At 60.8% G+C, this 19,608-nt stretch carries 20 protein-coding genes and 1 tRNA gene; 14 read left to right on the forward strand and 7 right to left on the reverse strand.

Annotated elements, in window-relative coordinates:
* Window positions 1–24: 24 nt before the first annotated feature.
* A tRNA-Gly gene (locus ACQKP4_RS24995) sits at window positions 25–100 on the forward strand.
* Window positions 101–212: 112 nt separating this feature from the next.
* On the opposite strand, the gene ACQKP4_RS25000 is transcribed toward ACQKP4_RS24995, so the two are convergent.
* The 4 genes from ACQKP4_RS25000 to ACQKP4_RS25015 all read right to left on the reverse strand — a co-directional run bounded on the left by ACQKP4_RS25000 (window position 213) and on the right by ACQKP4_RS25015 (window position 4,278).
* The gene (locus tag ACQKP4_RS25000) at window positions 213–1,952 is read right to left on the reverse strand and encodes a dipeptidase (RefSeq protein WP_427636523.1); all 1,740 of its coding nucleotides are present in this window, start codon (window positions 1,950–1,952) and stop codon (window positions 213–215) included.
* A gap of 196 nt (window positions 1,953–2,148) precedes the next feature.
* Window positions 2,149–2,787 (reverse strand): LysE family translocator, encoded by a 639-nt coding sequence (locus ACQKP4_RS25005; protein WP_427636525.1) that lies wholly within the window; start codon window positions 2,785–2,787, stop codon window positions 2,149–2,151.
* A gap of 1 nt (window position 2,788) precedes the next feature.
* Window positions 2,789–3,559, reverse strand: a complete 771-nt coding sequence (locus tag ACQKP4_RS25010; protein ID WP_427636526.1) for a 2OG-Fe(II) oxygenase — start codon at window positions 3,557–3,559, stop codon at window positions 2,789–2,791.
* A gap of 92 nt (window positions 3,560–3,651) precedes the next feature.
* On the reverse strand, window positions 3,652–4,278 hold the full coding sequence (locus ACQKP4_RS25015; protein WP_427636528.1) for an alanyl-tRNA editing protein: 627 nt from the start codon (window positions 4,276–4,278) through the stop codon (window positions 3,652–3,654).
* A 90-nt stretch (window positions 4,279–4,368) separates the two neighbouring features.
* On the opposite strand from ACQKP4_RS25015, the gene ACQKP4_RS25020 reads away from it, so the two are divergent.
* Window positions 4,369–5,358 (forward strand): LysR family transcriptional regulator, encoded by a 990-nt coding sequence (locus ACQKP4_RS25020; RefSeq protein ID WP_427636530.1) that lies wholly within the window; start codon window positions 4,369–4,371, stop codon window positions 5,356–5,358.
* A 164-nt stretch (window positions 5,359–5,522) separates the two neighbouring features.
* Here ACQKP4_RS25020 and ACQKP4_RS25025 read toward each other — a convergent pair whose 3' ends face one another.
* Entirely contained in the window at window positions 5,523–5,930 is a 408-nt protein-coding gene (locus ACQKP4_RS25025) for a PA2817 family protein (RefSeq protein WP_427636531.1), read from the reverse strand.
* A 74-nt stretch (window positions 5,931–6,004) separates the two neighbouring features.
* Window positions 6,005–8,452 carry an acyl-CoA dehydrogenase gene (locus ACQKP4_RS25030; protein WP_427636533.1) on the reverse strand — a complete coding sequence of 816 codons (2,448 nt, stop codon included), beginning with the start codon at window positions 8,450–8,452 and terminating at the stop codon, window positions 6,005–6,007.
* Window positions 8,453–8,700: 248 nt separating this feature from the next.
* On the opposite strand from ACQKP4_RS25030, the gene ACQKP4_RS25035 reads away from it, so the two are divergent.
* From ACQKP4_RS25035 to ACQKP4_RS25050, 4 genes are all read left to right on the forward strand, one after another.
* Window positions 8,701–9,360, forward strand: coding sequence for a transglutaminase-like domain-containing protein (locus ACQKP4_RS25035; RefSeq protein ID WP_427636534.1), 660 nt, complete (start codon window positions 8,701–8,703; stop codon window positions 9,358–9,360).
* A 43-nt stretch (window positions 9,361–9,403) separates the two neighbouring features.
* On the forward strand, window positions 9,404–10,027 hold the full coding sequence (locus ACQKP4_RS25040) for a glutathione S-transferase family protein (RefSeq protein ID WP_427636535.1): 624 nt from the start codon (window positions 9,404–9,406) through the stop codon (window positions 10,025–10,027).
* A gap of 132 nt (window positions 10,028–10,159) precedes the next feature.
* Window positions 10,160–11,092, forward strand: a complete 933-nt coding sequence (locus ACQKP4_RS25045) for an ABC transporter ATP-binding protein (RefSeq protein ID WP_427636537.1) — start codon at window positions 10,160–10,162, stop codon at window positions 11,090–11,092.
* Window positions 11,089–11,868, forward strand: a complete 780-nt coding sequence (locus ACQKP4_RS25050) for an ABC transporter permease (protein ID WP_427636539.1) — start codon at window positions 11,089–11,091, stop codon at window positions 11,866–11,868. Before ACQKP4_RS25045 ends, ACQKP4_RS25050 begins: the two co-directional genes overlap by 4 nt.
* Window positions 11,869–11,916: 48 nt before the next feature.
* Here ACQKP4_RS25050 and ACQKP4_RS25055 read toward each other — a convergent pair whose 3' ends face one another.
* The gene (locus ACQKP4_RS25055; protein ID WP_427636541.1) at window positions 11,917–12,435 is read right to left on the reverse strand and encodes a DUF2062 domain-containing protein; all 519 of its coding nucleotides are present in this window, start codon (window positions 12,433–12,435) and stop codon (window positions 11,917–11,919) included.
* 135 nt (window positions 12,436–12,570) lie between these two features.
* On the opposite strand from ACQKP4_RS25055, the gene ACQKP4_RS25060 reads away from it, so the two are divergent.
* The 8 genes from ACQKP4_RS25060 (at window position 12,571) to murB (ending at window position 19,432) form a co-directional block, all read left to right on the forward strand.
* Window positions 12,571–14,805, forward strand: a complete 2,235-nt coding sequence (locus ACQKP4_RS25060; RefSeq protein ID WP_427636542.1) for a DNA internalization-related competence protein ComEC/Rec2 — start codon at window positions 12,571–12,573, stop codon at window positions 14,803–14,805.
* A gap of 98 nt (window positions 14,806–14,903) precedes the next feature.
* Complete coding sequence (locus ACQKP4_RS25065) at window positions 14,904–15,542, forward strand: MotA/TolQ/ExbB proton channel family protein (protein WP_262163766.1); 639 nt, start codon at window positions 14,904–14,906, stop codon at window positions 15,540–15,542.
* Window positions 15,539–15,970 (forward strand): ExbD/TolR family protein, encoded by a 432-nt coding sequence (locus tag ACQKP4_RS25070; RefSeq protein WP_427636545.1) that lies wholly within the window; start codon window positions 15,539–15,541, stop codon window positions 15,968–15,970. The genes ACQKP4_RS25065 and ACQKP4_RS25070 overlap by 4 nt, the downstream gene beginning before the upstream one ends.
* Window positions 15,970–16,980: a tetraacyldisaccharide 4'-kinase gene (gene lpxK, locus ACQKP4_RS25075; RefSeq protein WP_427636547.1), complete on the forward strand. Its 1,011-nt coding sequence runs from the start codon at window positions 15,970–15,972 to the stop codon at window positions 16,978–16,980. The genes ACQKP4_RS25070 and lpxK overlap by 1 nt, the downstream gene beginning before the upstream one ends.
* Before the next feature lie 25 nt (window positions 16,981–17,005).
* The gene (locus ACQKP4_RS25080; RefSeq protein ID WP_007945752.1) at window positions 17,006–17,191 is read left to right on the forward strand and encodes a Trm112 family protein; all 186 of its coding nucleotides are present in this window, start codon (window positions 17,006–17,008) and stop codon (window positions 17,189–17,191) included.
* Window positions 17,188–17,952: a 3-deoxy-manno-octulosonate cytidylyltransferase gene (gene kdsB / locus ACQKP4_RS25085; RefSeq protein WP_427636549.1), complete on the forward strand. Its 765-nt coding sequence runs from the start codon at window positions 17,188–17,190 to the stop codon at window positions 17,950–17,952. The genes ACQKP4_RS25080 and kdsB overlap by 4 nt, the downstream gene beginning before the upstream one ends.
* Window positions 17,952–18,416, forward strand: coding sequence for a low molecular weight protein-tyrosine-phosphatase (locus tag ACQKP4_RS25090; RefSeq protein ID WP_427636550.1), 465 nt, complete (start codon window positions 17,952–17,954; stop codon window positions 18,414–18,416). The genes kdsB and ACQKP4_RS25090 overlap by 1 nt, the downstream gene beginning before the upstream one ends.
* Entirely contained in the window at window positions 18,413–19,432 is a 1,020-nt protein-coding gene (gene murB / locus ACQKP4_RS25095; RefSeq protein ID WP_427636552.1) for a UDP-N-acetylmuramate dehydrogenase, read from the forward strand. The genes ACQKP4_RS25090 and murB overlap by 4 nt, the downstream gene beginning before the upstream one ends.
* The last annotated feature ends 176 nt before the right edge of the window (window positions 19,433–19,608 follow it).

Raw genomic sequence — 19,608 nt, forward strand, 5'->3', positions numbered from 1 at the left:
CGAGTCCCCTAGGGGACGCCATTTGCGGGAATAGCTCAGTTGGTAGAGCACGACCTTGCCAAGGTCGGGGTCGCGAGTTCGAGTCTCGTTTCCCGCTCCATATTCAACAAAAACGCCGCTCAGCAATGAGCGGCGTTTTTGTTTGTGCTGCATTTCTCGCAAGCCCACGCGCTCCATCGCGGACCCGCCAGATGACGGGTCCATCGTGGAGATCAGAGCTGCGGCAATTGCCCGATGCGCCCCATCATTTCGGTCACGATCTGCAAATCCAGCAGGAACTGGTCGACCGTCTTGAACTCGTTGTCGGTGTGTCCGGTGTATTTGACTTCAGGCCGGGCCAGGCCAAATTGCACGCCGTTGGGCAGTTCATGCACCGAGGTGGCGCCGGCCGAGGTGCCGTACTTGTGTTCCATGCCCAGGTTTTCACTGGCGACGGCGAGCAAGGCCTTGACCCATTCTCCTTCAGGGTTGCGGTACATCGGTTCGGCGACGGAGTAGTCGAAGGTGGCCGCAATGTGGGTCTTCTTGCTCCAGGCGCCAATTTTCTCGGCGATTTCGCTTTTCAGTACTTGCGGGGACTTGCCCTTCGGCACCCGCAGGTTGACCGCCAATTTGAAGGTTTTGTCATCCATGCCGACATAGGTCAGCGAGGTGGTCAGCGGTCCCATGAACGCATCGGAAAAACCGACGCCCAGTTTGCCGCCGAGGTAGTCCAGGCCCCAGTTGTCGGCGGCGTAGCGGGCGGCATCGGTGATGTGGTTGTGCTTGAGTGCGACCTTGCCGTCGAGGCTGTTGATGAAGTCGAGCATTCGGGACACAGGATTGACACCGGACTCGGGCTCCGAGGAGTGCGCGGAAACCCCGGTGACCGTCAGCTTGACGTCCTTGCCGACGACCTTGGCGGTCACCTCGAAGTTGCCGCCATTGCGCTTGGCATACTCGGCGCCAAACTTTTGCAGGCTGGCCGCCAGCTCGGCCGGCTTGTCGCTGACCAACGTGGCGACCGAAGCCGATGGAATCTGGTTGGTGGCCAGGCCTCCGGTCATGGAGATGATTTCCGCGCCTTTGCCTTCGCCTTTTCGCTTGGCAAAGTTGGCCATGACGGTGCCGTAGCCTTTCTCGGCGATCACCACCGGGTAGCCGCCATCCAGCGCCAGGTTGTAGTTGGGCGTCGGATTGCGCTCGAAGTAATAAGGGATCGCGTCGCCGGTGGTTTCCTCGGTGGTGTCGATCAGCAGCTTGAGGTTTCGGGCCAGTGGCAGTTGCTCTTCCTTGATCACTTTCATGGCGTACAGCGCCACCACGATACCGTTCTTGTCATCCTCAGTGCCGCGGCCATACAGGCGGTCGCCGATCAGGGTGACTTTGAACGGATCGAGCCTGGTGCCATCTTTCAACACCCAGTTTTCCGGCGTGACCGGCACCACATCGGCATGGGCGTGAATACCCACGACTTCGTCGCCGCTGCCTTCCAGTGACACTTCATAGACGCGGTTGTCGATATTGCGGAAGTTGAGATTGAAGGCCTGCGCAAGGCTTTTGATCTTGTCCGCCATCTTGATGAATTCGGGGTTGTCGTGCTGAGCAACGCCGTCCACGCGGAACGTCGGGATGGCCACCAGTTCGCGCAGGGTCTCGTTCGCAGCAGCGCCGTATTTCACCCGTGCATAGAGGCCAAGCAGGCGATGGATCTCGTTTTGCTGATCGGCGGAAAGGGTTTTGTTGTCGAGAAAAGCACTGATGGCCGGCCCTATATCGTCGGTTTTGGCCAGATCGCTCTTGGCCAGACTTCCCAGGAACTGCCTGAAATTTGTCACCGAGGCGTCACTGAACGTTTTGAGGATGACCGCGCTCTGTTGCGGGGTGATGTTGGCTTGCGCGGTGACGGTGAGCGACGAGAGGCTGGCCAGTATCAGGGTCGAGGCGGCCAGTTTTTTGAGAGAAAAATCCATTGCGGGGGGCATTCCTTTGCAGGCGGTTTGTGGGAATTGTCTGATCAATCAGTCAGAAACGTTTCCAACCTAACACCACGACGCTGTGAAAGGGCAGCCCATGTCACAGGATGTGTCGCACTGAACGGCAAAAGCGACGCACAAACGAAAAAGGCCCTCCAGTCAGACTGGATGGGCCTTTTGCATTTCAACGGTTTTACATCGACAGAATCAGGCGCCCGGCGAACAGGATCAGAATCACCCCCATGCAGCGTTCGAACCAGTGCCCCATGCGCATGAACAGCAGTCGCACCCGCGCGCTGGAAAAGAACAGTGCGACGATCACAAACCACAGCGCATTCACAAAACACATCCAAATCCCGTAAAGCGCCTGAATTTTCAACGGTGTCGTGGCGCTGATGATCGTGGTGAAGATTGCAAGGAAAAACAGCGTGGCCTTGGGGTTGGTGGCATTGGTCAGAAACCCGGTGGTAAACGCCTTGAGCAATGTCTGTTCCACGAGCGGTTCGTTGGCGATGTTGTCTCCCTCCAGCACGGTTTTGGGTTTGCTGCGAAGCAGGCCGACCCCGAGGTACAAAATGTAGGCGCCGCCCACGACCTTGGCCACGGTCAATAACCACGGGGTGGTGTGCATCAACGCGCCGACGCCCAGCAGGGTGTACAGCACATGCACGGAAATTCCCGCACCAATGCCCAGCGCGGTGCAGATCCCGACCAGTCGGCCGAAACGTACGCTCTGCCGGATGGTGACGGCGAAGTCCGGTCCGGGGGCGACCACGGCCAGAAAGTGGATGGTCGCCAGTGCCAGAAACTCGCCCAGATAATTCGAAAGCATCTCAACTCCAAAACGTGAGGGGTGAAGCATTGCCGCGATAGCCGACAAAGAACGAAAGGCTCAATCGCGGATCGGCCACGCCCGGTGTCACCGAGTGCATGCAGCGCGAATTGAACATGATGAAATCTCCCGGCTCCGGGTGAACCTCCAGCACCGGCGTGCCGAGTAGCGCCGGGTCGATGCCGTAGCTGTCGCCGCGCATTTCGTCGAACTGGTCGGGGGAAATGTCGTGGTCCCACATCTGCAACGCGCCGCCCTTGGCCGGCATGTTCAGGTAAACGTTGCAGGCGAATTGCGCTTCCAGGCTGCGGGCCTGATAACTGTCCGGGGCGTCCTTGGCGAAAATGTCGTGATGGGCGAGAAAGCACACGCCCGGTTTCACCACGCGGGACAGGCCGACGTACATTTTGCGACCGTAGAGATTTTCCAGGTGCGCGCCCGCCGGCCAGGACTCGTCGAGCATGCAGCGCAGGGTGTCGACCGGCGATGAATAGGGCGCGCAACGATTGCGCAGTTCGGCGATGTTGCGCGTGGCGCGTTCGAAATAATCTTCGATCAGCAGTGGCTGGTTTTCAGCTTCATAAAACGCCATGCCGATGCGGCCAATGCTTGGCGCGTTGATATAGCCTTCGAAACCGGGGGCGAGGATTTTGTCGCCAATCTGAATCGCCAGCGGCCTGGGCAACAAGCCTTTGACGCGGATGGCGAGGACTTCTTCGTTGGCCAGTTTTTTTATGCACGTCTCATCGAGACGCTCGACGTCAAGCATCATGTCTTAGGTCCATCTATCAGATAGTCAACAGAGCCCGCGAATGCAGGCTCCCGCGGCGTCAGGCGATACCGGGGACGGCATCGCCCAAATACTCAATCCACGCTGTAGTGGATTGACAGCGTTCCCTTCTTCAGTGAGAGGGAAGCAATCGTGACCGTGCCCAAATCCTTCAGGCTACGTACATGGGTGCCGCCGCAGCCGTAGGCGGGCAGATCACCGAAACCGATTTCCCGGGCGCCTTCACGCAACGAGGTCAGGCGCGGCAGGTCTTGCGCGATCCACTGCTCGATGCCGTGCTGAAGAGTTTGCGCATCAACGTCTTGCGCCGACTCCCCTGGTTTGAACTGCACGCGACCTTCGTCAGGCCAGTGGTGCGCCTTGATCGGCATCCAGCCCATGGCCTGGACGAAATGGCCGATCAGGTGCCCGGCCGAATGCATGCGCGTGTTGAACCGCCGGCGCTCGCCATTGACCCGGATCTGGGTCATGCCGAGTTTTACCGGGTGGTCGACGAAATGAATGATCCGATCGGTGTCCTGAACCACCCGCAGTACCTGGCTTTCGCCAATCCAGCCGGTATCAAAGGGCTGCCCGCCACCTTGCGGGTGAAACAATGTTGCACGCAGCACCACGGCGAATTCGTTCTCGTGGGGTGTGCAATCCAGGACTTCCACGTTGGCCTTGAGGTCATCACTATGGAAAAAGAGGCGAAGCGTCATATTCCATGCCCTCATTAGAGTTTCTTTTTTTATTATAGGAAGGGCGGAATTGCGTGATAATCCGTTCAAACATCAAAGGACTGTTGCGCTGTGAGCATAAATCTACCGTTGCCGCTGCTGGGTGAAATGGCGATCTTCGTCAAGGTTGTCGAAACCGGCAGTTTTTCCGAAGCGGCTCGCCAACTGGGCTCTTCGCCCTCGGCGGTGAGCCGCAGCATTTCGCGCCTGGAAAAGGCCTTGGCCACGCGCCTGCTACAGCGAACCACACGCAAATTGCGCCTGAGCGATGGCGGCGAAGAGGTGTTCAAGCGTTGCCAGGACATGGTCAGCGCGGCCAGATCGGTGATGGAAATCAGCGGTCAGTTCACCCATGAGGCGGAAGGACTGATACGGGTCAGCGTGCCCAAGGCGGTCGGCCGGTTTGTGATTCACCCGCATATGCCGGAATTTCTGCGGCGTTATCCCAAGGTGGATGTGGAGTTGCTGCTTGAAGATCGACAGGTGGATCTGATCGACGACAACGTTGATCTGGCGATCCGTATTACTGATCGTCCACCGGCCGGCCTGGTGGGGCGGCAATTGCTGACCATCGACCATTTGCTCTGCGCCACCCCGCAATACCTGGCAGAACACGGCACGCCGACGCATCCCCATGACTTGCTCAACCACAGTTGCATCTACCTCGGCGAAACGCCGAGCGATGCCCGCTGGAAATTCAAGAAGGGCACCAAGGCCGTGACGGTAGGGGTGCGCGGGCGGTATGCGGCGAACCACACGGGGGTGCGATTGGGCGCGGTGTTGCAGCACATCGGCATTGGCAGCTTGCCGTACTTCACCGCCCGTCATGCGCTGGAGCAGGGGCTGATTGTGCAGGTGTTGCCGGACTGGACCTTTCTTGCCTCATACCATGGCGGCGCCTGGTTGCTGCATTCGCCGACGCGTTATTTGCCACCGAAGTTGCGGGTGTTTATCGACTATCTGGTGGAGTGCCTGGAGAAGGAGCCGACCTTGAGCAAGCCTGGGAAGCCGGGCAAGGTCGCGGCGGAATATGAGCTGCCGGAGAGTGATGGGTTGCTTTGAAGAACCCTTTCGCGAGCAAGCCCGCTCCCACATGCGACCGAGTTCCAGTGTGGGAGCGGGCTTGCTCGCGAAGACGACCGAATAACCGCCACGAAATCATGCAAATGCCACAAAAAAAGGCCCGCAGGAAAACCGTGCGGGCCTCTAGTGTTTCTGATCCGGAATCAGTGCTTAGGGTCGTCGTTCGACATCGCCAGCAGCTGTTTTTCCTGATTCCAGTCAAACGGTTCGTCATTCTGCTCAGCTTCAAAACGACGTTCTTCCAGCGCCTGATACAGCTCGATTTCATCATCGGGCATGTAATGCAGGCAGTCGCCGGCGAAGTACCACAACAGGTCGCGCGGGACCAAGTGAGCAATTTGCGGATAACGGGTAATCACCTGGCAGAGAATGTCCTGGCCCAGGTATTGGCTTTCGATCGGATCGACCGGCAGCAACGCACGCAGTTCGTCGAAGCGCTCCAGGAACAAGGCATGGCTTTCTTCGGGAACCTGTTCGGCCTCACCCACGGCGACCAGGATGCTGCGCAAGTGGTCAAGCAAGACGAGATGGTCGGCAACGACGTTGGACACGAGATAAGTCCTCAAGAGCAAAACGGGCGCGGGAGTATAAGGCTCCCGCGCCCACTTTTACAGGCTGCGCTGGATCAGCGGACCTTTCCTGCGGCCAGCGCCAGTTGCTCTTTGTCGAAATCATCGACATCGATCACCTTGCGCCGCGCCGCTTCGGCGTCGCGCAGGGTCTGCGCTTCTACCGGTTGCAGCACGCCAGCCTCCAGTGCGGCGTCGATGGCGTGTTCGCCGGCCGCCGGTTTGACCTGACCGCTTTTAAGCGCCGCGTGCAGCTTTTTCTGCAACGGCTGCGCCGCAGTCAGCAGGTTGCAGGCGTGTTGCAGGGCGCCGACCGCGTCGTCCGCCGACTGCGGACGGAAGCAACCGCCGAGCAATTCTTCAAGGGTCGGATCGCCCTTGGCCCGGCCAATCACCGCGGCCACTTCGGCCGCCAATTTGTCCGACGGGCCTTTGTGACGACGGCCGAACGGGAACACGATCACTCGCAGCAGGCAGCCGAGCAGCTTGTTTGGGAAATTGGTGAGCAATTCATCCAGTGCGCGTTCGGACTGGCCCAGGCTCTCTTCCATGGCCCAGGCGAACAGGGGGGCCATGTGCTCCGGCGAATCGAGATCGTGATAACGCTTGAGCGCGGCGGAGGCGAGGTACATGTTGCTGAGCACATCCCCAAGCCGGGCCGACAGGCGTTCCCGACGTTTCAGTTCACCGCCCAGCAACATCATGCTCAGGTCCGCCAGCATGGCGAATGCCGCCGCCTGACGGTTGAGCGCCCGGAAGTAGCCCTGACTGAGCGTGTTGCCCGGCGCGTGCTCGAAGTGGCCAAAGCCGAGGTTGAGCACCAGCGTGCTCGCGGCGTTGCTCACGGCAAAACCGATGTGTTTGAGCAACAGGCCATCGAACTCGGTGAGCGCCTGATCCTTGTCTTCACGACCGGCCAGGGCCATTTCCTTCAGCACGAACGGGTGGCAGCGAATCGCGCCCTGGCCAAAGATCATCAAGTTGCGCGAAAGAATGTTTGCGCCTTCCACGGTGATGAAGATCGGCGCGCCGTTCCAGCTGCGACCGAGGTAGTTGTTCGGCCCCATGATGATGGCTTTGCCGCCATGCACGTCCATGGCATGGCTGATGCACTCGCGGCCACGCTCGGTGAGGTGGTACTTGAGAATCGCCGACAGCACCGACGGTTTCTCGCCCAGGTCTACCGCGTTGGCGGTCAGCATCCGCGCGGCGTCCATCATCCAGGCGTTGCCGCCGATGCGGGCCATGGCTTCCTGAATGCCTTCGAACGCGGACAGCGGCACATTGAATTGCTCACGCACCTGGGCGTATTGGCCGGTCACCAGGCTGGTGAACTTGGCCGCGCCGGTGCCCACCGCCGGCAACGAAATCGAACGCCCGACCGACAGGCAGTTCATCAACATCATCCAGCCCTTGCCGAGCATTTCCTGGCCACCGATGAGGAAGTCCAGCGGAATGAACACATCCTTGCCAGAGTTCGGGCCGTTCATGAACGCCGCGCCCAACGGCAGGTGACGGCGACCGATTTCAACACCTGCGGTGTCGGTCGGGATTAGCGCGAGGCTGATGCCCAGGTCTTCCTTGTCGCCTAGCAGGTGTTCCGGGTCATAGGCCTTGAACGCGAGGCCAAGCAGGGTGGCCACCGGGCCGAGGGTGATGTAGCGCTTTTCCCAATTGAGGCGCAGGCCCAGGGTTTCCTTGCCTTCCCATTCACCTTTGCAGATCACCCCGGTGTCGGGCATCGCGCCGGCGTCGGAACCGGCCAATGGGCCAGTCAGGGCGAAGCACGGAATGTCATCGCCACGGGCCAGTCGAGGCAGGTAATGGTTGCGTTGCTCGTCGGTGCCGTAGTGCAGTAACAGTTCGGCGGGGCCCAGGGAGTTGGGGACCATGACGGTAGAGGCGAGGTCGCCGCTGCGGGTGGCCAGTTTCATCGCCACTTGCGAGTGCGCATAAGCAGAGAAACCCTTGCCGCCGTATTCCTTCGGAATGATCAGGGCGAAGAAGCCGTGTTCCTTGATGTGCGTCCAGGCCTCGGCCGGCAGGTCCATGGCCTGGCCGATCTGCCAGTCGCTGACCATGGCACAGAGTTCGTCGGTCGGGCCGTCGATGAAGGCCTGTTCTTCTTCGGTCAACTGCGCTTTTGGATAGGACAGCAGTTTTTCCCAGTCCGGGCGGCCACTGAACAGCTCGCCATCCCACCACACCGTGCCGGCGTCGATGGCGTCACGTTCGGTTTGCGACATCGGCGGCAGGGTTTTCTGGAACCAGCTGAACAGCGGCGCGCTGAAGAATTTGCGACGCAGGTCGGGCAGCAACAACGGCGCCGCAACGGCTGCGATCAACACCCAGAGAATCAGCAGCAACCAGCCTGGCGCGTGGCTGAACGCACCCATCGCCACCACGTAGACGGCAACGATGCACAGGGCGGGCAGGGGGGCGATGCGACGGTGAGCTAAATAGGCAATCCCGACAATCAGAACCAGTATCCACAACAGCAGCATATTTAATCCTCCGTGAACCAAGGCAAAACCAACCTTCAGAGCTTAGACGGCATCCGCAAAACAAGGTGGTCGGAGCGAGGTGATTGAATTCGTGGGAAACCATGGACGAGTTTTGTAGGCACGGTTGGCAACACGCCGGGTAAATCGTTCGGTTCCTACGCGGCAATGCGCGCATGTTTGGCCGAAACGTCGTTATCTCTGTGCTGGAGGTGTCGCTAGACTCCTGGCTTCCCCAGGAGATTGTTCTCATGCACGAGTATCTGAGTCCCGGCCGCTTCATCGATAGTGACCATCCCTCGGTGGTGGAGTTCGCCGAAAAACATCGTGGCCTCCGTCGCGACCCGCTCGAGCAGGCGATCAATCTCTATTACGCCGTGCGCGAGGCGGTGCGCTACAACCCGTACACCTTCAGCCGCGATCCGGACACCTTGCGCGGCAGCTACGCGTTGGCCACCGGAGAGAGTTATTGCGTGCCCAAGGCCACGCTGCTGGCCGGTGTGGCGCGCCACTGCGGGATCCCGGCGCGCATCGGTCTGGCCGATGTGCGCAATCATCTGTCGACCCCGCGCTTGCTCGAACTGCTCAAAAGCGACGTGTTCGCCATGCACGGTTATACCGAGCTGTACCTGAACGGCCGCTGGGTCAAAGCCACGCCAGCGTTCAACAAGGGGTTGTGCGATTTGTTCAACGTCGCGCCGCTGGAATTCGATGGCATCAATGACAGTGTTTTCCATCCTTTCAACCGCGACGGCGCGCCGCTGATGGAATACCTGGTGGACCACGGCCAGTTCACCGATGTGCCTGAGGTGTTCTTCTTCGAGCACTTGCAAAAGTGCTATCCGCATCTGTTCGGCGAGCAACTGCCGGCGCTGTTGGGCGACATGCAGAGCGATTTGAGTCGCGCCTGATCCGGCGTATGCTGCCTGCGCACTTATCCATTGCGAGGCGGTCATGCTGAAGATCTGGGGTCGGAAAAATTCATCGAATGTCAGAAAGCCGTTGTGGGCCGCCGAAGAGTTGGGCCTGGCCTATGAAGCCATCGATGCGGGCGGCGCCTTTGGTGTGGTCGATACGCCCGAGTACCGGTCGATGAATCCCAATGGTCGGGTGCCGGTGATCGAGGACGATGGCTTTGTGCTGTGGGAATCCAACGCGATCGTGCGTTACCTGATGGCCCGCCACGCTGAGGGCAGTGCCTGGTATCCGGCGGACGTCAAGGCTCGCGCCATGGCTGACAAGTGGATGGACTGGACCACTTCCAGCTTCGCCGGCCCGTTCCGCACGGTGTTCTGGGGTGTGTTGCGCACGCCGCCGGAGCAGCAGGACTGGTCCGCCATCAAGGCTGCAATCAAGGAATGCGACGACTTGCTGGCGATGGCCGACCAGGCGTTGGCGGCCAAGCCGTACCTGTCCGGCGATGAGATCGGCATGGGTGACATTCCCCTCGGCAGTTTCATTTATGCCTGGTTCGAGATGCCGATCGAGCGCGCGCCGCAACCGCATCTGCAAGCCTGGTACGCGCGCCTGAAACAGCGTCCGGCCTATCAGAAAGCCGTCATGACCGCGTTGACTTAATACTCACTATCGACACACTTGACTGTACTTGTGTGGCGGCGACAAGCACCATTGCGCTCGTGTGCCGTGGTGGTCTAAGTCGCCGCCCGCCGTCATTTGTCCCTTTCCTCCCTTCTTGGTGCGTAATCCGATATGAGTTCCGCTCTGTCCATCCGGCAGCTAACCAAAACCTACGGCAACGGTTTCCAGGCCCTGAGTGGTATCGATCTGGACGTCGCCGAAGGTGATTTTTTCGCTTTGCTCGGCCCTAACGGCGCTGGCAAATCCACCACCATCGGCATTCTCTCGACCCTGGTGAACAAGACCAGCGGCACGGTGAATGTCTTCGGTAACGACCTGGACACGAACCCGGCAGCGCTCAAGCGCTCGATCGGCGTGGTGCCCCAGGAGTTCAATTTCAACCAGTTTGAAAAGACCTTCGACATTGTCGTGACCCAGGCCGGTTATTACGGCATTCCGCCGAAAATCGCCAAGGAACGCGCCGAGCAGTACCTGACCCAGCTCGGGCTGTGGGACAAACGTGACGTGCCGTCGCGTTCGCTGTCCGGCGGCATGAAGCGGCGCCTGATGATCGCCCGCGCACTGGTTCACGAACCGCGTCTGCTGATCCTCGACGAACCGACGGCGGGGGTGGACATTGAACTGCGTCGTTCGATGTGGACCTTCCTCACCGAGCTCAATCAGAAAGGCATCACTATCATCCTCACCACGCATTATCTGGAAGAGGCTGAGCAGTTGTGCCGCAACATCGGCATCATCGACCACGGCACCATCGTCGAGAACACCAGCATGAAGCAGCTGCTGGGCCAACTGCATGTGGAAACCTTCCTGCTGGATCTGAAAAACGGCGTGGGCGTGGCCCCGCAACTGATCGGCTACCCGACCCGGTTGCTTGATGGCCATACGCTGGAAGTCCAGGTCGACAAGGCCATGGGTATCACCGCACTGTTTACCCAACTGGCGCAGCAGAACATTGAAGTGCTGAGCCTGCGTAACAAAACCAATCGCCTTGAGGAGCTGTTCGTGTCCCTGGTGGAGAAAAATCTGTCGAAGGTGGCGGTATGAGTTCCGAGCTGCAACCCAACCTCGTTGCCCTCAATACCATCGTTTACCGCGAGGTCAAGCGCTTCACCCGGATCTGGCCGCAGACACTGCTGCCGCCGGCCATCACCATGGTTTTGTACTTCGTGATCTTCGGCAATCTGATCGGTCGGCAAATCGGTGATATGGGTGGTTTCACCTATATGGAATACATCGTGCCGGGCCTGATCATGATGTCGGTGATCACCAACTCCTACGGCAACGTGGTGTCGAGTTTCTTCGGCAGCAAGTTCCAGCGGTCCATCGAAGAATTGATGGTCTCGCCGGTCTCGCCGCACACGATTCTGATCGGTTACACCCTGGGCGGCGTGCTGCGTGGCTTGATGGTCGGCGTCATTGTGACGCTGCTGTCGTTGTTCTTTACCCATCTGCAGGTGCATCACCTGGGCGTGACCATTCTGGTGGTGGTACTCACGGCGACGATTTTCTCGCTGCTGGGCTTCATCAACGCCGTGTATGCGCGCAACTTCGATGACATCTCGATCATCCCGACGTTTGTGCTGACACCGTTGACGTACCTGGGAGGGGTGTTCTACTCGATCACTTTGCTGCCGCCGTTCTGGCAGACCGTATCGCTGGCCAACCCGGTACTGCACATGGTCAACGCGTTCCGTTACGGCATTCTTGGCGTTTCGGACATCAAGATCAGCGTGGCAGTCACCTTCATGTTGGTCGCGACGGTGGTGCTCTACCTTGGTTGCGTACGATTGCTGGTCAGCGGTCGCGGCATGCGTACCTGATCCAGCGCCTCAACAAAAACGGCCTCCCAAGTGGAGGCCGTTTTGCATTCAATGCATGCGCTTTTTTTTGCGCCGCGCCCATTGCCGCGCGACCCACCAGCGCCAGTACAGCATCACCAGGCAATAGGCGAGGGCACCCAATACCAGGCCTGTCACCACCGAGCCCAGTAAAAACGGCTGCCACAACGTCGACAATTCGCCGCTGATCCATTCCCAGGTCAGTTCGTCAGGCAAATGCCTGGCGGGAACATCCATCAACCAGGCACCCGTCTGGTACGTGCAGAAAAACACCGCCGGCATGGTAATCGGGTTGGTCAGCCATACCAGGCTGACGGCAATCGGCATGTTGCCGCGGACCATGATCGCCAGGATCGCGGCCACCAGCATCTGCAACGGAATGGGCAGGAACGCCGCGAACAGACCGACCGCCATGGCCCGTGCCACCGAGTGCCGGTTGAGGTGCCAGAGGTTCGGGTCATGCAGCAGGGTGCCGAGAAAGCGTAAGGATTTGTGTTCCCTGATGCTGTTCGGGTCTGGCATGTAGCGTTTGAATAAGCGCCGGGGCATAAGGCTTCTCGGTCGGTTAAGGCGGCAAGTATGTCTGGATTCTACGAACCGCCCATTCAGACTTTGTGACAATTAATAACCGTGCACGTGCGATTGGCCGGCTATGCCTAGGGGGGGACTCTCAAGGACGAGCGTATGCGCATAGGGATGATGGCGCTGGCGTTGGGTCTGCTGGCGCTGCGATTTTTACCGGAATTACCGCCGGTCTGGTTTTGCCTGTTGCTGCCGGTCGCGGCATTGATGCTGCTGCCGTTCAGAACATACCCATTGGCGTTTTTTCTGTTTGGCTTCAGTTGGGCGTGCATGAATGCGCATTGGGCGCTGAGTGATCGACTGCCTCGAACGCTCGATGGCGAGACGCGCTGGCTTGAGGGGCGGGTGACAGGCCTGCCGCAGCATGCCGATGGTGTGGTGCGTTTTGAGCTGACGGACAGTCAATCGCGGCGCACCACGTTGCCCGGCAAACTGCGGCTGGCCTGGCACCACGGGCCGCCCGTCAACAGCGGCGAGCGCTGGCGGCTGGCGGTCAAACTGAAACGTCCCGCAGGGTTGCTCAATCCGCATGCCTTCGATTACGACGCCTGGCTGCTGGCGCAACACATTGGCGCGACCGGCACCGTCAAGGATGGCGTGCGCCTGCGCGAAGCCCAATGGGCCTGGCGCGACGGCATTCGCCAACGATTGCAGGCGGCGGATGCCCAGGGCCGGAACGGCGCGCTGACCGCTTTGGTGTTAGGCGATGGCGCGGGCCTGAGTCGCGAGGACTGGCAAGTGTTGCAAGACACCGGGACTGTGCACCTGCTGGTGATCTCCGGGCAGCACATCGGTTTGCTCGCGGGGCTGGTTTACTTGCTGATTGCCGGGCTGGCCCGTTATGGGCTGTGGCCGAATCGCCTACCCTGGTTGCCGTGGGCCTGCGCACTGGCGTTCGCGGCGGCACTCGGTTACGGGTTGCTGGCCGGTTTCGAGGTGCCGGTGCGCCGAGCCTGCGTGATGATCGGCCTGGTGCTGTTATGGCGATTGCGCTTTCGTCACCTCGGCGCATGGTGGCCGTTGCTGCTGGCGCTCGATGCCGTGTTGCTGCTGGACCCGCTGGCCAGTTTGCAACCGGGGTTCTGGTTGTCTTTTGCGGCGGTGGCGGTGCTGATTTTCACCTTTGGCGGGCGACTTGGCCCTTGGCGCTGGTGGCAAACCTGGACCCGCGCGCAATGGCTGATCGCAATCGGCTTGTGCCCCTTGCTGCTGGTGCTCGGGCTGCCGATCAGCCTCAGCGGGCCGGTGGCCAATCTGCTCGCGGTGCCCTGGATCAGTCTGGTGGTATTGCCGCCGGCCTTGCTGGGGACGATCCTGCTGCCCGTTCCTTATGTGGGTGACGGGTTGCTGTGGCTGGCGGGCGGTTTGATCGATCTCCTGTTCAAAGGCCTGGCGTTGATGGCCGGGCAATTACCGGCGTGGTTACCGGTGGCGGTTCCGTTGTGGGTCTGGGCGCTTGGCACGCTGGGGGCCTTTCTTCTATTGCTGCCCAAAGGCGTCCCGATGCGCCCGTTGGGTTGGCCGCTGTTGCTGTTGCTGGTGTTTCCTCCCCGGCAATCGCTGCCGGAAGGGATCGCCGAGATCTGGCAACTGGATGTCGGCCAGGGTTTGGCCGTCCCCGTACGCACGCGCCAGCACACGTTGCTGTACGACACCGGGCCGCGCTTCGGTGATTTTGATCTGGGCGAGCGGGTCGTGTTGCCAGCGTTGCGCAAACTGGGCGTCGACGGCCTCGACCTGATGCTGATCAGCCACGCCGACGCCGATCACGCCGGCGGTGCGCGGGCGCTGGCCCATGGTTTGCCGGTCAAGCGGGTAGTTAGTGGTGACCCCAACGGGTTGCCCGCCGATTTACATGCCGAAGGTTGTGACAGCGGTCGGCAATGGACCTGGGACGGTGTCCATTTCCAGCTCTGGCAATGGCGGTCGGCCGGCGACAGCAATCAGCGATCCTGCGTGCTGCAGATCGAAGCCAATGGCGAGCGCATATTGCTGACCGGCGACATCGACAGCGCGGCCGAGCGCGCCTTGCTCGACAGTTCGCTCGCCGTACCGACCGACTGGTTGCAATCGCCTCATCACGGCAGCCGCAGTTCTTCGTCAATGGCGCTGTTGATGGCGCTACAGCCCAGGCATGTGCTGATTTCCCGGGGCCAGGGCAACTCTTTCGGCCACCCGCACCCCACGGTCATGGCGCGCTATCAAAAACGCGGCATGGTCATCCATGACAGCGCCGAGCTTGGCGCCATTCGTCTGCGGCTCGGACACTTCAAACCACCGTGGTCGATGCGTCTGCAGCGGCGCTTCTGGCGCGATCCGCCAATGGCTGGCCAATAGCCGTGAGTTATGAAAGGCCGACCGGAAGCAACATCACGCTCTTCGGTGCGCCGACCCCCTATGTTAGAGTGGCGCACTTTTTCGAGGGGGCTGTCACTGTGTGGGAATTGGTCAAATCCGGCGGCTGGATGATGCTGCCGATCATTTTGAGTTCCATCGCGGCCATGGCGATTGTCGCCGAGCGTCTCTGGACCCTGCGTGCCAGCCGCGTGACCCCGGAGCATCTGCTCGGGCAGGTCTGGGTGTGGATCAAGGACAAACAGCTCAATAAAGAAAAACTCAAGGAATTGCGCGCCAACTCACCGTTGGGCGAGATCCTGGCGGCGGGCCTTGCCAACTCCAAACATGGTCGCGAGATCATGAAAGAGTGCATTGAAGAGGCCGCCGCGCGAGTCATTCACGAGCTCGAGCGCTACATCAATGCGCTGGGCACCATCGCCGCCATGGCGCCGTTGCTGGGTTTGCTCGGTACGGTGTTGGGCATGATCGATATTTTCAGTGCGTTCATGGGCTCGGGCATGACCACCAACGCCGCTGTACTGGCCGGTGGTATTTCCAAGGCCTTGATCACCACGGCGGCGGGCCTGATGGTCGGTATTCCGTCGGTGTTCTTCCACCGCTTCCTGCAACGCCGGATCGATGAGCTGGTGGTCGGCATGGAACAGGAAGCGATCAAACTGGTTGAAGTGGTACAAGGCGATCGTGACGTGGACCTGTCTGAGGGCAAAAAAGCGTGAAATTCCGCCGCAAGCAACGGGAGAATGTGGACATCAACCTCGCGTCGCTGATCGACGTGGTGTTTATCCTGCTGCTGTTTTTCGTGGTCACCACCACGTTTACCCGTGAAACCCAGTTACGCGTCGATCTGCCGGAAGCGGTCAGCGGCTCGCCGGCCGAAGACCAGCAGGTCAAGCACCTGGACGTCGCCATCAGCGCCGAGGGCGTGTTCTCGGTGAACAACCAGTTGTTGCCGAAGAACGACCTCGCGTCCCTGATGGAGGCGCTGCAGAAAGAATCCAATGGCGACACCAACCTGCCGCTGTCGATCAGCGCTGACGGCAAGACCCAGCACCAGTCGGTCATCACGGCCATGGACGCCGCCGGCAAGCTCGGCTTCAGCCATTTGCGCATGACCACGGTTGAAGCAGCGCCGCCCGCGCCCTGATGGCCATGTCCGATCGCTTGCTCGCCGCGTGGTATCAAGGTCATCCGGCCCTGAAACTGTTGCAGCCACTGGAGTGGCTGTACCGGCGCGTGGTCATGAACAAGCGCAAACGCTTCCTGGCGGGTGAGGGCGAGATCTATCAGCCGCCGGTGCCGCTGATCGTGGTCGGCAACATCACGGTCGGCGGCACCGGCAAGACGCCGCTGATTCTGTGGATGATCCAGCACTGCCAGCGCAGTGGTTTGCGCGTTGGCGTGGTCAGTCGCGGCTACGGCGCCAAACCGCCGCAATGGCCGTGGCGCGTCGAGTCCGATCAAAGCGCTGACATCGCGGGCGATGAACCGTTGTTGATCGTCCAGCGCACCGGCGTGCCGTTGATGATCGACCCTGACCGCAGCAGCGCCGTCAAAGCGTTGCTGGCGAGCGAACCGCTGGACCTGATCCTCTCCGACGACGGCATGCAGCATTACCGCTTGGCGCGCGACCTGGAGCTGGTGCTGATCGACGCTGCTCGCGGCCTCGGCAATCAGCATTGCTTGCCTGCCGGGCCGTTGCGCGAACCGGTCGAGCGCCTGCAAAGCGTCGACGCGGTGCTCTACAACGGCGCCGCCGATGACCGTGACGACGGGTTTGCCTTTCAGCTGCAACCTACCGAACTGGTCAACCTGCTCAGCGGCGAACGGCGCCCACTCGATCACTTCGCCGCCGGCCAGGCGCTGCACGCGGTGGCCGGGATCGGCAATCCGCAACGTTTCTTCACCACCCTCGAAACGCTACACTGGCGACCGGTTGCGCATGCGTTCGCCGACCACGCCGAATACAGCGCGCAGGCCTTGAATTTCACCCCGTCATTGCCCTTAGTGATGACGGAAAAGGACGCGGTGAAGTGCCGTGCCTTCGCTGCCGCCGACTGGTGGTACCTGGCGGTCGATGCCGCGCCGTCGCCGGCCTTTGTGGCCTGGTTCGATACGCAGCTGATGCGCCTGTTGCCGGATCGTCTTTTGCCTTAACTCCGTTTTTATCCAGGGAATGCTCATGGACACCAAATTGCTCGACATCCTCGCTTGCCCGGTCTGCAAAGGCCCACTCAAGCTCAGCGCCGACAAAACCGAGCTGATCAGCAAAGGCGCCGGCCTCGCTTACCCGATTCGCGACGGCATCCCGGTGATGCTCGAAACCGAAGCCCGCACCCTGACCACCGACGAGCGTCTGGATAAATGACCACAGCCTTCACCGTTGTCATTCCCTCGCGTTACGCCTCAACCCGCTTGCCGGGCAAACCGTTGCTGCTGATCGCCGGCAAGCCGATGATCCAGCACGTCTGGGAACAGGCGAGCAAAAGCAGCGCCGAGCGTGTGGTGGTCGCCACCGATGACGCGCGCATTGTCGAGGCGTGCAAAGGGTTTGGCGCCGAAGTGGTGCTGACCCGCGAAGATCACAACTCCGGCACCGACCGTCTGGCCGAAGTGGCGGCGAAACTGGGCCTGGCGCCGGACGCCATCGTGGTCAACGTCCAGGGCGACGAGCCGTTGATCCCGCCGAGCGTGATCGATCAGGTCGCGGCCAACCTGGCGGTCCACACCGAAGCGCGCATGGCCACGCTGGCCGAGCCGATCGAAGACGTGGAAACCCTGTTCAACCCCAACGTGGTCAAGGTCGTCAGCGACCTCAATGGCCTGGCGCTGACGTTCAGCCGCGCCACGTTGCCGTGGGCGCGTGACGCCTTCGCCAAAACCCGCGAGCAATTGCCGGAGGGCGTGCCGTATCGCCGCCACATCGGCATCTATGCCTACCGCGCCGGTTTCCTGCATGACTTCGTCAGCTGGGGCCCGTGCTGGCTGGAGAACACCGAGTCGCTGGAGCAACTGCGTGCCTTGTGGCACGGCGTGCGGATTCACGTCGCCGATGCACTGATCGCACCGCCGACCGGCGTCGATACCGTCGAAGACCTTGAGCGCGTTCGTCGCCTGCTGGAGGCCTGATGCGCGTTCTGTTTGTGTGCCTGGGCAACATCTGCCGTTCTCCGACGGCCGAAGGCGTGCTGCGGCACAAACTGCGCGAAGCGGGGTTGGCTGATCAGGTCGAAGTCGCCTCCGCCGGCACCGGTGACTGGCACGTCGGCAACGCGCCGGACCGCCGCAGCCAGGCTGCGGCCAAGCTGCGTGGTTATGACCTGTCGGCCCAGCGCGCCCAGCAAGTCAGCCGCGCCGACTTCGCCACCTACGACCTCATTCTGGCGATGGACAACAGCAATCTCCGCCACCTCAAGGCCCTGCAACCGGGCAATGGCAAGGCCGAGCTGGACCTGTTCCTGCGCCGTTACCAGTCGCAAGTCGATGAAGTGCCAGACCCGTACCACGACGGCGATCAGGGTTTCGAACAGGTGCTGGACCTGATCGAGCGCGCCAGTGATTTGCTGGTGATCGAATTGAAGGGGCGGTTATGAGTTTGCAGCTTCAATCCGGGGTTTCTCTCAAACCGTTCAACAGCTTCGGCGTCGATGTGCAGGCCCGCCTGTTCGCCGAGGCCCACAGCGACGACGACGTGCGTGAAGCCCTGGCCTATTCGGCGGCGCATAGCGTGCCGCTGCTGGTGATTGGCGGCGGCAGCAATTTGCTGCTGACCGCCGACATCCAGTCGCTGGTGTTGCGCATGGCCACGCGCGGGATTCGCCTGCTGAGCGATGACGGCAGCCAGGTTGTGATTGAAGCCGAAGCGGGCGAGCCGTGGCACCCGTTTGTGCAGCACACCCTGGCGCAAGGGTTGTCGGGCCTGGAAAACCTCAGCCTGATCCCCGGCACCGTGGGCGCGGCGCCGATGCAGAACATCGGCGCCTATGGCGTCGAGATCAAGGACGTGTTTGCCGGTCTGACCGCGCTGGACCGCCAGACCGGCGAGCTGCGGGATTTTTCGCTGGACGAGTGCCACTTCGCTTATCGCGACAGCGTGTTCAAACAGCAGCCGGGGCGCTGGTTGATTCTGCGGGTTCGTTTCGCGCTGAACCGTGCCGAGCACTTGCATCTGGAATATGGCCCGGTGCGTCAGCGTCTGACCGAGCAAGGCATCGAGCAGCCAACCGCCACCGATGTGAGTCGGGCGATTTGCAGCATCCGTAGCGAAAAGCTTCCGGACCCGGCGGTACTGGGCAATGCCGGCAGCTTTTTCAAGAATCCGCTGGTGTCTGCGGCGCTGGTTGCCCGGCTCAAGGGGGAATACCCGGATCTGGTGGCTTACGCGCAACCTGATGGTCAGATGAAACTGGCGGCGGGTTGGTTGATTGAGCGGGCTGGCTGGAAAGGTTTTCGTGAAGCCGATGCTGGCGTGCATAAGTTGCAGGCGTTGGTGCTGGTCAACTATGGCGGGGCCACGGGGCTGCAATTGCTGGATTTGGCGCAGCGTATTCAGAGGGACATTTCTGAGCGGTTTCATGTTGATCTGGAGATGGAGCCGAATCGGTATTAGGTGCGGGCGCTCGTTGGGGGCATATCCGGATTTTTGGTGATGGCTCCTATTGGTTCCGCCCTTACGGCGGGTCACTTGGAAAAGCGCCAAGTAACCAAGCGCTCTTGCCCCTTTCGTCCGGTGCCTCGCCTAGGCTCGCCATGCCCTCGCTCCGGTCCTGCTCCGTGGGCCCGCCG

The sequence above is a fragment of the Pseudomonas sp. NPDC086278 genome (assembly GCF_050280905.1).
GTDB lineage: Bacteria > Pseudomonadota > Gammaproteobacteria > Pseudomonadales > Pseudomonadaceae > Aquipseudomonas.